Consider the following 16,956-nt stretch of genomic DNA (forward strand, 5'->3'; position numbering starts at 1 on the left):
CGGCAGAACGGAGTGATTGATGAGTTCATTGGCCACGGACAGCGTCGACCAATGTTCATCGGGCGAATCCTCGGCACAACCATTCGTCTTGTCGCCGGCCCAAACGGCTCTCTGGTACGCGCAGCGGATTCGTCCGGACGTGCCATTGACGATCGCCCAGTATGTGGAGATCCGGGGCGACCTCGATGTCGGCCGGCTGCTCTACGCGATCGAGCGCTTCGGCGCCGAAGCCCAGGTCGGTCAGGTGCGGCTGCGGGAAATCGATGGAATCCCGCATCAGGTGGTCGATTCCACGCGTCGGCCGGGGTGGGCGCGGGTCGATCTGCGCGCCGAACCCGACCCGCACGCCGCGGCGATGCGCTGGATGCACGAGCACGCCAGCGCGCCGATCGACCTCGAACGCGATCCGCTCAGCACGAATGTCGTACTGCGGACCGGTGATTCGGACTACATCTGGTACGCCCGTGCGCACCACATCGTGATCGACGGCTACGGCGCGATGAACGCGCTCACCCGCACCGCGGAGATCTACACCGCGCTGGACAACCAGACCGAGCCGGTGGTGTCCAGGGCGACCCCGCTGGCCGAGATCTACGCCGACGAGGTGCGCTACCGCGACACCAGCCGGTTCCGCGCGGACCGCGACTACTGGCTCGAGCAGCTGGCCGGTGCGGGCGAGCCGATGAGCCTGAGCGGTGCCACCGTCACCGCGGCCAGCCACGACGTGGGCCGGCGCACCGCCACCGCGGTGCTCGACGACCGCGCCCAGTCCGCGATGGACGCGGCGGTCACCGGCTTCGGCACCGCCAACTCCGCGCTGTTCGTCGCGGCGCTCGGCGCGTATGTGCGGTCGGTGACCGGCAATTCGGATGTGGTGCTGAGCCTGCCGGTGTCCGCGCGCACCACGGTCTCGCTGCGCCGCTCGGCCGGCGTGGTGTCCAACGTGGTGCCGATCCGGCTGCGGTTCACCGCCGAGACCACCGTCGCCGAGGTGGTGAAGGCCACCGAGCTGCAGATCACCGGCGCGCTGCGCCATCAGCGCTACCGGCACGACGACATCCGCCGCGACTGCGGTTACTCCCGCGACGCGCGCGGTTTCTTCGGCCCGATGGTCAACATCATGTTGTTCCACAACGAGCTGAAGTTCGGCAACCTGGTCGGCTCGCTGAACGTGCTGGCCACCGGACCCGTCGAGGACCTGTCGGTCAACCTGTACAACGGCGTCGGCAACCGCATCCATGTCGACTTCGAGGCCAACCCCCGGCTCTACAGCGAGACCGAGGTGAGCACCCACCACGACCGCTACCTCGATTTCCTCACTCGCTTCCTCACCGCCGCACCGGACACCCTCGCCGAGTCGCTCACCGCGATCACGGCGACCGAACGCGACCGGGTCCTGCACGACTGGAACGCCACCGAGACCCCGCCGCACACCGGCACCCTCGCGAGCCTGTTCGCCGAGCGTGCCGCGAGCTGCCCCAGGACTGTCGCCCTCGAATTCGGCGACGACGCACTGACCTACGCCGAACTCGACGACCGTGCCAACCGGCTTGCCCGGCTGCTCATCGCACACGGCGCGGGTCCCGAGCGGGTCGTCGCCCTCTGCCTGCGCCGCAGCCTCGAACTCGTCGTCGGCATGTACGCGATCGTCAAGACGGGCGCGGCCTACCTGCCGTTGGATCCCGAGCATCCGGCCGAGCGCATCGAACAGATCGTGGCTCAGGCGGCACCGGTCTGCGTGCTGACGGCCGAGCGCGACGAGCTCACCCTGCCCGTGCACCGGCTCGACCTCGACACCGTCGACCTGTCCTGCTTCGACGGCGCCCCGATCACCGACGCCGACCGCACGGCCGCGCTGCGCCCCGGTCACCTCGCCTACGTCATCTTCACCTCCGGCTCGACCGGAAAGCCGAAGGGCGTCGGCGTCACACACGCCGCGATCGTCAACCGGCTGCGCTGGATGCAGCACGAATATCCGCTCGACCAGACCGATGCTGTCCTGCAAAAGACGCCGGCCACCTTCGACGTCTCGGTCTGGGAGTTCTTCTGGCCCTTGCAGATCGGCGCGCGACTGGTCGTCGCCGAGCACGACGGGCACCGCGATCCCGGCTACCTCGCCCGGCTGATCACCGAAAAGAAGATCACCACAGCGCATTTCGTGCCGTCCATGCTGTCGGTGTTCGTCACTGACACCGACGTGCGCGGCTGCACGGCGCTGCGTCAGGTGTTCTGCAGTGGTGAGGCGCTGCCCGCCGCGACGGTTCGCGACTTCCACGCCGCGTTGCATCACCCTGCCCTGCACAACCTGTACGGTCCGACCGAAGCCGCCGTCGACGTCACCTACTGGCCGTGCACGGCCGATCCGTCGACCGTGCCGATCGGCTCGCCGGTCTGGAATACCCAGACCTACGTGCTGGATTCGCACCTGCGACCGGTGCCGCCCGGTGTGGTGGGTGAGCTGTATCTGGCCGGTGTGCAGCTGGCCCGCGGTTACCTCGGTCAGCCCCGGCTCACCGCGGATCGCTTCGTGGCCAACCCGTTCAGCCCCGGCGTCCGGATGTACCGCACCGGCGACCTGGCCCGCTGGCAGCTCTCGACCGGCCGCCCCGGCGTGCTGGAATACATGGGCCGCAGCGACTTCCAGGTCAAGATCCGCGGCCTGCGCATCGAACTCGGCGAGATCGAGGCAGCCTTGCTGTCCGACGAGCGGGTGGCCAGGGCGGTGTGTGTGGCGCACACCGGCCGCAACGGTGACGAACTGGTCGCCTATGTCGTCGCCGCCCTCGACGCCGAGGAGTATCGCCCCGCCGTACCCAGCGCAGGCCCGCCGCACCCGGCGTCCCGGATCGACACCGCCGCACTGCTGACCGCACTGCGTCGCACCCTGCCTGCGTACATGGTGCCGTCCGCGCTGATGGAGCTCGACGAGTTGCCGCTCAGCGCCAACGGCAAGATCGACCGCAAGGCGCTGCCCGCACCCGCGGTGGGTGCCCGCTCGGCCAACAGATCGACCGCCGAGCCGCGCACCGAGGTGGAGCGCGTGCTCGCGGGCATCTTCGCCGAGGTGCTCGGTACCGACGACATCGGCGTCGAGGACAGCTTCTTCGACCTCGGCGGCAACTCGCTGATCGCCGCCCGCGCGGTGGCCAGGATCAACGCCGCTCTGGGCACCGGTCTGACCATCCGCGACCTGTTCGAGGCGTCCACCATCGCCGCGCTCACCCAGTGCTTCGCCACGCACACCACCGACGTCGCCTCGCCGAAACTCGTTGCAGGCGAACGGCCGGAGCGGATTCCGCTGTCGCTCGCCCAGCAGCGGCTGTGGATCCTCAACCGGTTCGCCGAACACGCCGCCGCCTACAACATGCCCCTTGCTGTTCGGATCGAAGGCCCGCTCGACGTCGAGGCCCTGCGCGCCGGACTGGTCGACGTGATCGAACGGCACGAGAGCCTGCGCACCACGTTCCCGGAGTCGACCGACGGGCCGTGCCAGCTGATCCACCCGGCCGCCGAGATCCCGCTGACGCTCGACCCGATCGACGCCACCGGTGCCGACGTCGCGGCGCTGGCCACCGAATTCGCCGGATACGGCTTCGATCTGCGCATCCAGGCCCCGATCCGGGTCGCGCTCTACACCACCGGACCCGACAGCTGGGTGTTTCTCCTTGTGCTGCACCACATCTGCGGTGACGGCTGGTCGATCGCGCCGCTGGCCAGGGACCTGATGACCGCGGTATCGGCACGAACCGACGGTGCCGCGCCGCAGTGGACACCGCTGCCCGTGCAGTACGCCGATTTCGCGCTGTGGCAGCGCGAACTGCTCGGCAACGAATCCGATCCGGCCAGCGCGCTCAGTGGCCAACTGACACACTGGCGTTCGGCGCTGGCCGGGCTGCCCGACCAGCTCGACCTGCCGCTCGACCGCCCACGCCCGCTGCGCCGGTCCACCACCGGCGCCCGGGTCGAATTCACCATCGCCCCCGAAATCCGGCGTGCCGCAGGCGAACTGGTGGCCACCCGGGGCGTGAGCATGTTCATGGTGCTGCACGCCGCGCTGGCCACCCTGCTGTCGCGGCTGTGCGCGAGCACCGACATCGCCATCGGCACGCCCATCGCAGGCCGCTCCGACCCGGCGCTGGACGAGCTGGTCGGCATGTTCGTCAACACCCTGGTGCTGCGCACCGAGGTCGACCACGCCGCGGGCTTCGACCGGATGCTCGACGTGGTGCGCGAGACCGACCTCAACGCGTTCGCCAACGCCGACGTGCCGTTCGAGCGGCTGGTCGAGGTGGTCAATCCGGAACGCTCCGCCGCCAGGCATCCGCTGTTCCAGGTGATGCTGTCCTACGACCGCGCGCCCGACCTGCGCGTCGAACTGTCCGGCGTCCAGGCCGAGGTGCTGCCGATCGTCTCCGACATCGCCAAGTTCGATCTGCAGCTGGTGGTGCACGACGATATCTCCGACGGGCCGCTGACCGCCGAATTCGGCTACGCCACCGACATTTTCGACGCCTCGACGGTCGAGTCGTTCGCCCGCCGCTTCGTCGCCGTGCTCAACGCGGTGGTCGCCGCGCCGAGCCTGCCGATCGGTGACCTGACCATCCTGGACCGCCGCGAACTGGCCAACCTGGTGCCGATCGCGGGCTCGCCCGCCGAGCCGTTCAACACCTTGGCGCGGCTGCTCACCGACACCGCCGAGCGGCTGCCGGACGCGGTGGCGGTGCGCTACCTCGGCATCGACACCACCTACCGCGAGCTCGACGAGACGTCGAACAAGCTGGCCCGCGCGCTGATCGAGCACGGCGCGGGTCCCGAGGTGGTCGTCGCGATCGCCCTGCCGCGCGGACTGGACGCCATCACCGCCGTATGGGCTGTCGCGAAAACCGGTGCCGCCTATGTGCCGATCGATCCGGGCTACCCGGGCGACCGGATCACCCACATGATCGGCGACTCCGGCGCGCTGCTCGGCCTGACCGACGCGGAATGCCTTGCGGCCATGCCGGAATGGCCCGCGCCCCGCGGCAAGCATCGCAAGACCTACGTCGACTGGCTGGTGCTCGGTTCCGACGAGTTGGCCGACGAATTGGTGGACCACTCAACGGGTCCCATCACCGATGTGGACCGGCACCTCCCGCTGTGCACGGTGCATCCGGCGTACCTCATCTACACCTCCGGCTCGACCGGAACGCCGAAGGCAGTGGTCATCACCCATGCCGGGCTCGCGTCCCTCGCGCACGAGCAGATGCATCTGTTCGGCGTCTCGGATTCGGCACGGACACTGCACTTCTCGTCGCCGAGCTTCGACGCGTCGGTGCTCGAGCTGCTGCTCGGATTCGCGGCGGGCGCGACCATCGTCGTCGCGCCTGCCGGCCTCTACGGCGGCACCGAACTCGCCGCGTTCTTACGCGACGAACGGGTCACCCATGCCTTCGTCACGCCCGCCGCGCTGGCGACCGTGCCGAGCGAGGGGCTCGACGAGCTCGAGGCGGTCATCGTCGGTGGTGAGGCGTGCTCGGAGGAGCTCGTCGAAACCTGGTCGGTCGAGCACCGCATGCACAACATGTACGGGCCGTCCGAGGCGACCGTCGCGGCCACCGCGACCGGTCCGATGGTGCCGGGCCGCCCGGTGCCGCTGGGCAGGCCGATCCGCGGCATGCGGTTGTTCGTGCTGGACGGACGGCTGCACCCGGTGCCGCCGGGGACTCCCGGTGAGCTGTACCTGTCCGGACCCGGGCTGGCGCGCGGCTATCACGGGCGGTTCGGCCTTACCGCGCAACGGTTTCCGGCCAACCCGCACGGCAGGCGCGGCGAGCGCATGTACCGCACCGGCGATCTGGTGGTCGTCGAATCCGCCGGGGGACGGCAGCCGGCGGAGCCGGCGGGGTGGGTGAACGCAGGGCAGCTGCGCTTCCTCGGCCGGGCCGACGATCAGATCAAGATCCGCGGCTTCCGGATCGAGTTGCGCGAGGTCGACCACGTGCTGCGCGGCTACCCCGGGGTGAGTTTCGCGCTCACCGTGGTGCACACCGACGAGCAGGGGCAACCGCGGCTCGCGTCGTATGTCACGGCGGACCGGCCGGTGGAGGCCGCGGCGATCGTCGAGACCGCACGGCAGCGGCTGCCCGGATATATGGTGCCCGCGTCGGTCATCGTGCTGGACGAGCTGCCGGTCACTCCGGCGGGCAAGCTGGATCGAAAGGCGTTCCCGGAACCCGTTTTCGCCGCCATCGGTTCGTCGCGCGCGCCGAGTACCGAACTGGAATTGCGGGTCGCGGGCGTGTTCGGCGACATTCTCGGCCGTCCCGTCACCGGGGCGGAGGACAGCTTCTTCGATGTCGGCGGCAACTCGCTGCTGGCCACCAGGCTCGCCGCGGCACTGCACGCGGAGTTCGGGGTCGACCTGCCGGTGCGGGTGATCTTCGAGGCGCCCACCGTCGCCGGTGTCGCCGAGCGGCTGACGGAAGCGCCCCGGACGCAGCGGTTGGCGCTGGCTGTGCAGACCACGCGTCCGGGACGCATTCCATTGTCGCTGCCGCAGCAGCGACTGTGGTTCCTCAATCGATATTCTCCCGAATCGAGTGCATATAACATCGCTTTCGTTATCCGAATCTCCGGTGATCTGGATGTGGCGGCGCTGCGCGCGGCACTCACCGACGTCGTCGAGCGGCACGAGGTGTTGCGGACGGTTTTCCCGGAGGACAGCGCCGGGGCCCAGCAGTCGGTGCTGCCGACCGCCCGCGCGCTGCCGACGATCGACCCGATCGACACCGACGACGCGGGTGCGGCGGCGGCCTTGCGCATCCTCGCGCACACCGGCTTCGATCTGGTGCGTGCCACTCCGCTGCGAACAACGTTGCTGCGCACCAGCTCCGAGCGTTACCTGCTCGGCATCGTGGTGCACCACATCGCCGCCGACGGCTGGTCGCTCGGCCCGCTGACCAGGGACCTGGCCGCCGCGTATGTGGCGAGGCACGAGGGCGCCGCGCCCGCGTGGGCGCCACTTCCGGTGCAGTACGCGGACTTCGGGCTGTGGCAGCGCGCCTGCCTCGGCGACGAGAACGACAAGGACAGCCTCGCGGGCAATCAGCTGGCGTACTGGCGGACCGCGCTGGCCGACCTGCCCGACGAACTCCCGCTGCCCTACGACCGGCCGCGACCCGCGGAACCGACGCAGCGGGCCGGCACGGTGAAATTCACGGTGCCCGAGCCGGTGCAGCATGCCCTCGCCGATCTCGGCAAGGAGCAGGGCGTCAGCATGTTCATGGTGCTGCGCTCGGCGCTTGCGGTGCTGCTGCGCTCGGTGACGGGCGGTCGCGACATCGTCATCGGTACCCCGGTCGCGGGGCGCACCGACACCAAGCTCGATGAGCTGGTCGGCATGTTCGTCAACACGCTGGTGCTGCGTTCCGATGTCGATCCGGACCGCACCTTCGCGGGGCTGCTGCGCGCCGATCGGGACACCGAGCTGGCCGCAATGGCGCACGCCGACATACCGTTCGAGCGCATCGTCGAGGAATTGGGCCGGGACGCAAGGAGTTCCGGTCGCCATCCGCTGTTCCAGGTGGCGCTCAGCGTGCAGGACGGTCCGGTCCCGATGCTGGAGTTGCCGGGTCTCGCGTTGCGCGCCGAGGAACTCGACATCGCGCTGGCCAAATTCGACCTGGAGCTGCGGGTCGCCCACATCGGCTGCGACGCCGGGCCGGGCGAACCCGGTCAGGCCTTCGAATTCGTCTACGCCGCCGAGCTTTTCGACGAGTCGACGATCCACACGCTGGCCGACCGGTTCCTGCGGGTGCTCGCGGCGGTCACCGCCGATCCGCGAGTCCTGGTGCGCGACATCGACGCTCGCACCGAACGCGAGCGACGCCTGTTCGCGCCGGCGACAGGCGGGGCGACGATGCCGCAGTGCACGTTGTCCGCGTACTTCACCGCCACCGCGCACATGCATCCGCAGCGCACCGCGCTGCAGTCGGGCAGCACCACGCTGACCTACGCGGAGGTGGATCGCCGCTCGAACCGGTTGGCACGCGCCCTGCTCGCGCGGGATATCGGGATCGGGGATCGGGTCGCGCTCGGGCTCACCCGATCGGTCGAGTCCATCGTCACCCAGCTCGCCGTCGTCAAGTCCGGCGCCGCGTTCGTGCCGGTCGACCCGAACTACCCGGCCGACCGGATCCAGCACATGCTCACCGACGCGGGCTGCTGGGTCGGCGTCACCGTCGCCGCGCACGCCGACCGGCTGCACGCGATCGACGGCCCGGCCACCGAATGGCTGCTGCTGGACGATCCCGACTTCGGCACCGAACTGGAGACGTACGACGACGCACTGGTCGACGACCTGGACCGGCTGTGCACCATCGAGGCGTCCGACCTCGCGTACCTGATCTACACCTCCGGCTCCACCGGAAAACCCAAGGGCGTCGCGGTCACCCACGCCGGACTGTCCAACTTCGCCGACGAGCTGCGCGACCGCATGCGGGTCGACCGCGAGTCGCGCACGTTGCACTTCTCCTCGCCGAGCTTCGACGCGGCGATGCTGGACCTGCTGCTCGCGGTGGGTTCCGGTGCGGCCATGGTGATCTGCCCGCCGGAGGTCTACGGCGGCGACGAGCTGGCGGCGCTGCTGGAGCGGGAGCGGATCACGCACACCTTCCTCACCCCGGCCGCGTTGTCCACCATCGATCACCAGCGCTGGCCGCTGCCGCACCTGCGGGCGCTGATGGTTGGCGGCGAGGCCTGCGGGCCGGACCTGGTGGCCCGTTGGGCGCCGGGACGGACCATGTTCAACGGATACGGGCCGACCGAGACGACCGTCGTCGCGACCATCGCGACGCTGACCGCCGACCGGCCGGTCACCATCGGCACGTTGGTGCGCGGCGCGCGGGCGCTGGTGCTGGACGAACGGCTGCGGCCAGTGCCGGTCGGTGTGCCCGGCGATTTGTACCTCGGTGGACACGGCGTGGCGCGCGGCTACTTCGACCGATTCGGGCTCACCGCACTGCGTTTCGTGGCCGATCCGTACGGTCCGGCCGGTGCGCGGCTCTACCGCACCGGTGACGTGGTGCGCTGGAACGGCGCGGGCGAGCTGTGCTACCTCGGCCGCAGTGATCATCAGGTGAAGGTTCGTGGCTTCCGTATCGAGCTCGGCGAGATCACCGCCGCGCTCGGCGAGCATCCCGGAGTGCGGTTCGCGCACACCGAGGTGCGCCAGATCGCGGGCGCGGATCGGATCGTGTCCTTTGTGCAGGCCTCCGACGAGCACGCAGGTGTGGATGTGGAGGCGGTGCGCGCCCATCTGGGCGCGCAGTTGCCGACGCACATGGTGCCGACAAGTATCACTGTGCTGGAACATATTCCGCTGACACCGGTGGGCAAGTTGGATACCGCCGCGCTGCCCGAACCGCAGCTCATCGCCGACGTCGCGGCGCGTGCGCCGGAGACCGAGTCGGAGCTGCTGGTCGCCAGGGTGATGGCGGACCTGGTCGGCGTCGACGAGGTTAGGGCCGACGACAGCTTCTTCGATATCGGCGGAAACTCGTTGCTGGCAACGCAACTCGTGGCCCGGCTCGCCGCGGCGACGAACATCCGGCTGGAAGTGCGCACTGTGTTCGCCGCGCCAAAGGTGGCCGCGCTTGCCGCGCTGCTTGATTCGGGGCCCGCGGGCTCGGACGCACGTCCGGCGTTGGCGCGGAGGCACCGCCCCGAACGGATTCCGCTGTCGGCGGCGCAGCGTCGGCTGTGGTTCCTCAACCGGTTCAACGGATCCGGTGAAGACCAGACCGCGGGCGCGTACAACGTGCCGGTGGTGCTGCGGATGAACGGCAAGCTCGACGTCGACGCGCTGGTGATGGCGCTGCACGCGGTGCAGGCCAGGCACGAGACGCTGCGGACTGTGTTCCCCGAGACCAATGGTGAACCGGCCCAGCAGATCCTGGATCTGGCCGCCGCCGCGCTGACGCTGTTCGTCGCGACGGTCACCCCGGACGAAGTCGACGACGCCGTACGGCGCTTCGCCGCACCGGGATTCGACCTCGCGGGCATGGTGCCGATCCGGGCCGCGCTGATCTCCGTGTCGCCCTACGGCGATACCGGCGTGCAGAATCCGGCCGAGGTGTCCGACGAGCACGTCCTCGTTTTGGTGGTGCACCACATCGCCATGGACGGCTGGTCGCTCGAGCCGATGGCGCTCGACGTGGCCACCGCCTACCGGGCGGCCTGCGCGGGACAGACGCCGCAGTGGACCGATCTCACCGTGCAGTACGCGGATTACACACTGTGGCAACAGGACACGCTCGGCGCCGAACACGACGCCGACTCGGTGCTGAGCCGTCAGCTCGCCTACTGGCGGCGCACCCTCGACGGCAGTCCCGAGCTGCTCACCGTGCCCGCGGACCGGCGGCGGCCGCCGGTGCCGTCCTACCGGGGCGGGCTGGTCGAATGCACGGTCGACGCGTTCACCCACCGCGAACTGCGGACGGTCGCGACCAGCAACAACGTCAGCATGTTCATGGTGCTGCACGCCGCGCTCGCGGTACTGCTGCACCGGATGAGCGCGACCGACGACATCACCGTCGGCACGCCCATCGCCGGACGCGGCCACCCCGCACTGGACCGGTTGATCGGCATGTTCGTCAACACCCTGGTGCTGCGTACTCGGATCGATCCGGATGCCAGGTTCACCGACCTGCTGCACACCGTCCGCGACACCGATCTCGACGCGTTCGCCCACGCCGACGTGCCGTTCGAGCGGCTCGTCGAGGTGCTGAATCCGGCCCGCTCACAAGCCCATCACCCGATGTTCCAGGTGATGCTCTCGGTGCAGAACCAGCCGGTGCGCGGCCTCGACCTGCCCGAACTGCGGATCGAGGCGGCCGATATCGACACCGGCATCGCCAAGTTCGATCTGCAGTTCACGCTCACCGAATCGCAGACCCCGGAACGGGATCCGGCGGGCATCACGCTGTCGGTGAACTACGCGAGCGACCTGTTCGACGAGCAGACCGCGCTGCGGCTGGGCAAGCGGCTGGTCCGGCTGCTCGCCGCCGTTGCCGCGAATCCCACTACGGCCGTGGGTGATCTGGAGTTGCTCGATCCCGCCGAATGGTCCGGGCTCGCCCCGGTGCGGGGTGCGGAGGCGGACCGGCCGGTCACCTTCCCCGAGGTGTTCGCGGCGGCGGCGAACGTCGATCGCAAGGCGGTCGCGTTGCGCACCGAGGAGACGCAGGTCAGCTACGACGCGCTCGACCGGTGGACGAACCGGTTGGCGCGGGTGCTGATCCGGCAGGGCGTCGGTCCGGAAACGCTGGTGGCGCTTGGTATTCCGCGCTCGGTCGAATCAGTGGCGACGGTGCTGGCGGTGGCCAAGGCCGGTGCCGCGTTCGTGCCCGTCGACCCGCTGTATCCGGCGCATCGGATCGAGCACATGCTGTCGGATTCCGGTGCGGCGCTGGGCATTACCCTCAGCGACTATCGGGCCGAGTTGCCCGCCGGCGTGGAGTGGATCGTGCTGGACGACGCGCACTTCCGCGGGCTCGTGCTCGACGCGTCGGACGCGCCGATCACCGCCGCGGAACGCACCGCGCCGCTGCGGATGGACAACCCGGCGTATGTGATCTACACGTCCGGTTCGACCGGTACGCCGAAGGGCGTGGTGGTCACGCACGGCGGTCTGTCCAACTTCGCGGCCGAGACGGCGCAGCGGTTCGACGTCCGACCCGGTTGCCGCGTCCTGCATTTCGCGACGCCGAGCTTCGATGCGGCGATGCTCGACCTGTTGCTGGCGCTCGGCGGCGCGGCCACCTTGGTGATCACGCCGCCCGGCGTGGTCGGCGGCGAAGATCTGGCGCGGGTGTTCATCGACGAGGCGATCACGCACGCGTTCATCACCACCTCGGCGCTCGGCACGGTCGACCCGACCGGGGTCACCGAGCTGCAGCATGTGCTGGTCGGCGGCGAGGCGCTGCCGCCGGACCTGGTCACCCGATGGGCGCCGAACCGCAACCTGTACAACGTGTACGGGCCCACCGAGACGACCATCGTCACGGTGATCGGCCAGCCGTTGACGCCGGGCGGTCCGATCACCATCGGCGGGCCGATCCGCGGTGTCAGCGCGACCATCCTGGACATGCGCCTGCACCCGGCACCGGTCGGTGTCACCGGCGAATTGCATCTGTCCGGTGCCGCGTTGGCGCGCGGTTACCTCAATCGGCCGGGTCTCACGGCGCAGCGGTTCGTCGCGAATCCGTATGGGAAGCCGGGCGAGCGGATGTATCGGACCGGCGATCTCGTGCGCTGGTGGTCCGGGCAGGGTTCGCTGTCGGCGGGGCGCAGCACGGGCGCGGGGCGTGAGATCGAATACGTCGGGCGCACCGATCATCAGGTCAAGATCCGTGGCTTCCGTATCGAACTCGGCGAGATCGACGCGGCGCTGGCGCGGCACGGCGCGGTGGAATTCTCCACCACCATCGGGCATCGCACGCCTGCGGGGACTACCGCGCTGGTGTCGTATGTGAAGGCGCGCAACGGGGTGTCCGCGGCCGAGCTCACCGATCACGTGGCCGAGCTGGTACCGAATTACATGGTGCCGCAATCGATCATGATGCTGGACCGGGTGCCGCTCAGTCCGGTCGGGAAGCTGGATCGAAAAGCGTTGCCGGAACCGGTGTTCGCGTCCGCCGAGGGCTACCGTGCGCCGTCGACTCCGACCGAGGTTGCGCTGTGCGCGGCCTTCGCGACGGTGCTCGGCATGGAATCGGTGGGCGCCGACGACGGGTTCTTCGAACTCGGCGGCAACTCGCTGCTTGCCACGAAAGTTGTTGCGCAGGTGCGGGCCAACGGTCTCGACCTGCCGGTGCAGTTGATGTTCGGCGAGGCGACCCCGGCGGCCATCGCCGCGCGCCTCGACGGCTCGGGCGCGGGCATCGCGGCGGCGTTGGGTCCGGTGCTGCCGATCCGTCCGAACGGTACCGGGGCGCCGCTGTTCTGCATCCATCCCGCGATCGGGCTGGCCTGGTGCTACTCCGGTCTGCTCGCGCATCTCGCGCCGGACCGTCCGGTGTACGGGCTGCAGGCACCGCACGTCGCGGGCGAGGACGGCTTCGCCTCGATCACCGAGGCCGCCGGACAGTATGTGGCGCATATCAAGTCGATCCAGCCGACGGGGCCCTACCACCTGCTCGGCTGGTCGCTCGGCGGCCTGATCGCGCACGAGGTGGCGGTGCGGCTGCAGGAGGCGGGCGACGAGGTCGCACTGCTGTCGATGATGGACAGCTACCGGCTTTCCGATGCCTGGCTCGAGCACGCGATCCCGAGCGTGGCCGAGATCATCGAGGAATTCGGCAGCGACCAGCTCGACACCCCGATCGATCCGGCAATGAACCTGCGCGACGCGGCGGAGCTGCTGTGCGCGCGGCCGGGGCCGTTCGCGGCGCTCACCGTCGAGCACCTCGAACGGCTCTACGCCGGATACACGAACGGCACGCTGCTCGCGCACAGTTTCCGGCCGCGTGTCTTCGACGGCGACCTGCTGTTCTTCACCGCCGCCGCGGACGAGATCAACCGGGCCGATCCGGAACGCCGCGCGGCCGCGTGGCAACCGTTCGTCACCGGCGCCATCCATGATCATGAACTGCCGTGCAGGCACTCGGCGATGACCGCACCCGAATCGCTCGCCGCGATCGGCCCGGTGCTGCGCAGGCAGCTGGACGGTACGCCGGCACGACAGTCGACCAACGGGTCGCACTCGGTCAATGGAGACCCGAAACGGGCCAAGAACGGCTCGCGATCCGAGAAGCCTGCCATCGGGATCAGAAAGAAGGAGAAGCAAAGGTGAGTGGGCGAGACGTGCAGGGGTCCACCGACAGACCGACCGAGAAGGCGGGGGAGTCGCTCGTGGAGGTAAACCAGTGAGCTTGGCAGTAGAAGTCCTCGGCCTGGTGAAGAGCTACGGCAAGATCCGGGTGCTGGACAACATCGACCTGCAGATCCCGACCGGCACGGTGATGGGTCTGCTCGGGCCGAACGGGGCGGGTAAGACGACGACGGTTCGCATCGTCACCACGCTGCTGCGCCCGGACGCCGGGGCGGTTCGGGTGGCCGGGGTGGATGTGCTTCGTAATCCGGGTGCGGCGCGGCGGCGGATCGGTCTGTCCGGTCAGTACGCCGCGGTCGACGCGAATCTGTCCGGGTACGAGAACCTCCGGATGGTGGCGCGGCTGTACGGGATGTCGCAGCGGCAGTCCACCGCGCGGGCCGCGGAACTGTTGAGCGCGTTCGGGTTGGAGCAGGCGGCCGACCGCAGGGCGGGCACCTACTCCGGTGGTATGGCGCGGCGGCTCGACCTGGCCGGGGCGCTCGTCGCCCGGCCCGCGGTTGTCGTGCTGGACGAGCCGACCACCGGGCTCGATCCGCGCGGGCGGCTCGACATGTGGCGCGTCATCGGCGATCTCGTCGACGACGGCACCACCGTGCTGCTCACCACTCAGTATCTGGAAGAAGCCGACCAGCTCGCGGACCGGATCACCGTCATCGATCGCGGACGGGTGATCGCGCGTGGTTCCGCGGACGAATTGAAGTTGTCCATCGGCGGTGATCGGCTCACCGTCACTCTCGCCGCCGGTCAGGACGTCAAACCCGCCCTGCGGGTGCTCGCCCAGGTCGGTGTCGGCGAGCCGAGCCACGACGACGGCACCGACGAGGTGTCGATCGTGGTCGGCGACGGCTCACGCACCATGGTCGAGGCGTTGCGTCGGCTCGATGACGCAGGCGTGTGCGTGGTGGACGCCGAGGTCCACCGCCCCAGCCTCGACGACGTATTCCTTTCGCTCACCGGCACTCCGGCCCGTGATTCGGCCGAGCGCCAGCCAGAAACCGATGACGTACAAGAGGAGATCCTGTCGTGAGAGTGCGTACCGCCACAGCCGCCCTTGCGGGCGCGACGGAGCCGAACGTCAGCGAGGTGCGGTCGTGACCGCTGTCGTCGAGGTCCCGAAAATGCAAGTTGTTCAGTTCGATTCGGGTCCGCGATTGCGAATCTTCCGGGACAGCGCGATCGTCGCGCACCGCAATCTGCTGACCATTCTGCGGGTGCCGACCTTATTGGTGACCGCGACGATCCAGCCGCTGATGTTCGTGTTCCTGTTCGCCTACATCTTCGGCGGATCGCTGGGCGGCAGCCAATACCGCGAATTCCTGCTGGCCGGAATCTTCACCCAGACAGTCGCTTTCAACGCGGCGTTCACCACCGTCGGCCTGGCCAGCGACCTGCAGAAGGGCATCATCGACCGGATGCGCACGCTGCCGATGTCGCGGCTCGCGGTGCTGATGGGTCGCACGCTGTCCGACCTGGTCGTCAATATCCTCAGCGTCGCCGTCATGGTCGGCTGCGGTTACGTCGTCGGCTGGCGGATCAACGGCGGAATCGCCGACGCCGCACTGGCATTCGGGGTGATCCTGCTCTTCGCCTTCGCCATGTCCTGGGTCGGCGCCCTCACCGGCCTGATGTCACCGAACGTCGAAGTAGCCCAGAGCGCAGGCCTGATCTGGCTGTTCCCCCTGTCCTTCATCTCCTCGGCCTTCATCCCCGGCTCCACCCTCCCCGGCCCCCTGCGCACCATCGCCGAATGGAACCCCATCACCGCAGTAGCCGGAGCTGGCCGCAAACTCTTCGAAAACAACGCCCCACCCACCTTCGCTCACGCCACCGGCTGGCCCGCCGACCACTGCGTCGAATACGCCATCGCCTGCTCCCTCGCGATCCTCGCAGTCGCCGTCCCCCTCGCCCTGGCCCAGTACCGCAAGGTAGCCAGCCACTAGCCCGAACGGCCAACCACCACCGCGACGGCACACCCTCTGCAGAACCCGAACACCCTTTCCGTAAACCGAACCCCCTGTACAGCGAGTGTGCAGGTTACGGAAAGGGTGTTCGGCCACCACAAAGGGCGCGCATCGGAGCCCCAGCGACCCCCAAACCCCGCACGACACCTCACTCCCTGCCAAACCTAGAGATCCTCGGAAAGGTAGACCTATCCGGGCAAGTGCTTCTTAGGACTCCGTGCGATGACCTGTCCATAGAAGCTGAAGACCGATCCACGCTTTCCCGTGAGTAGTGCTGGGCGCGTCGCCTGCCGTACCCGGCTTCAGGTGTGCGTCAGGTGCGCGGTGTCGCGTTCTGGAGGTGGTCATCTGGCTGTGGTTCCGTCACAAGCGCTTTGGACAACAGGCGGGTGGCCGGGCGGCGGCGTGGAAGGGGTTTCACTGAGCGTGCGAATCCCGCTGCCCGCCCCGGCCCACCGCTGTTGCCCGAAATCCGCACTCGCACTCGGGACATGCACTCGGAATAGGGCCCTAGAGCGAGTGCAGGTCCCGAGTTAGGGTGCGGATTTTGCTGGGTGTGCGAAAGGCCGCCTGCATCGGAGATGTAGGCGGCCTTTTCGGGTGCGTTTTAGACGCGGCGGCGGGTCTTGAGGAGGTCGAGGCGCTCCTTGAGGAGTTCCTCGAGCTCTTCCTTGCTGCGGCGTTCCAGGAGCATGTCCCAGTGGGTGCGCGGCGGCTTGACCTTCTTGGTCTCGACGGTGGTGCCCTCGATCAGCATGCCCTCCTGACCGTTGCGGCAAAGCCACGTCGGGGGAATCTCGGCGTCGTCGGCGAACGGGACGTCGAATTCTTCACCGTTGTCGGTGCGGTACCGGGCGATCCGACGCGGAGCCAGGTCGTGGTCGCGATCGGTCTCGTAGCTCACCGCTCCGAGCCGACTGCCCCGGAGTACGCGATCTGCCATGGTGTGCCTCTCCCTGTGTGCTCGAGTCTTGTTGCTGCGACCGTACGAGCGTGTGGTGCTCGCTGGACCTTATGTGCAACGAACGGGCCTGCGCCGATAGTTCCCGACGGGCCGCGGAACCGTTCCATTGTAGTGCCAACGGCGCGCCCACCTCGCCGCGCCCGCCGTCCGGCGGTTCT

4 protein-coding genes are annotated in these 16,956 nt (G+C 68.9%); 3 read left to right on the forward strand and 1 reads right to left on the reverse strand.

Annotated elements, in window-relative coordinates:
• Positions 1-19 precede the first annotated feature (19 nt).
• The 3 genes from ACIBK2_RS32145 to ACIBK2_RS32155 all read left to right on the forward strand — a co-directional run bounded on the left by ACIBK2_RS32145 (position 20) and on the right by ACIBK2_RS32155 (position 15,813).
• A complete protein-coding gene (locus tag ACIBK2_RS32145) occupies positions 20-13,831 on the forward strand; it encodes an amino acid adenylation domain-containing protein (protein ID WP_396972687.1) in 13,812 nt (4,603 codons plus the stop codon).
• Between the two features lie 73 nt (positions 13,832-13,904).
• Entirely contained in the window at positions 13,905-14,900 is a 996-nt protein-coding gene (locus ACIBK2_RS32150) for an ATP-binding cassette domain-containing protein (RefSeq protein WP_396972689.1), read from the forward strand.
• Positions 14,901-15,030: 130 nt separating this feature from the next.
• On the forward strand, positions 15,031-15,813 hold the full coding sequence (locus ACIBK2_RS32155) for an ABC transporter permease (protein WP_396973058.1): 783 nt from the start codon (positions 15,031-15,033) through the stop codon (positions 15,811-15,813).
• Positions 15,814-16,441: 628 nt separating this feature from the next.
• Here ACIBK2_RS32155 and ACIBK2_RS32160 read toward each other — a convergent pair.
• Entirely contained in the window at positions 16,442-16,777 is a 336-nt protein-coding gene (locus ACIBK2_RS32160) for an RNA polymerase-binding protein RbpA (RefSeq protein ID WP_040731279.1), read from the reverse strand.
• Between the last annotated feature and the right edge of the window lie 179 nt (positions 16,778-16,956).

The organism is Nocardia sp. NPDC050175 (genome assembly GCF_044459885.1).
In the GTDB taxonomy this organism is placed as follows: Bacteria; Actinomycetota; Actinomycetes; order Mycobacteriales; family Mycobacteriaceae; genus Nocardia.

What these genes read in the sequence shown, in the direction of transcription:
- ACIBK2_RS32160 (WP_040731279.1), bottom strand. Translation starts at nt 16,777, where the DNA reads ATGGCAGATCGCGTACTCCGGGGCAGTCGGCTCGGAGCGGTGAGCTAC.
- ACIBK2_RS32145 (WP_396972687.1), top strand. Translation starts at nt 20, where the DNA reads ATGAGTTCATTGGCCACGGACAGCGTCGACCAATGTTCATCGGGCGAA.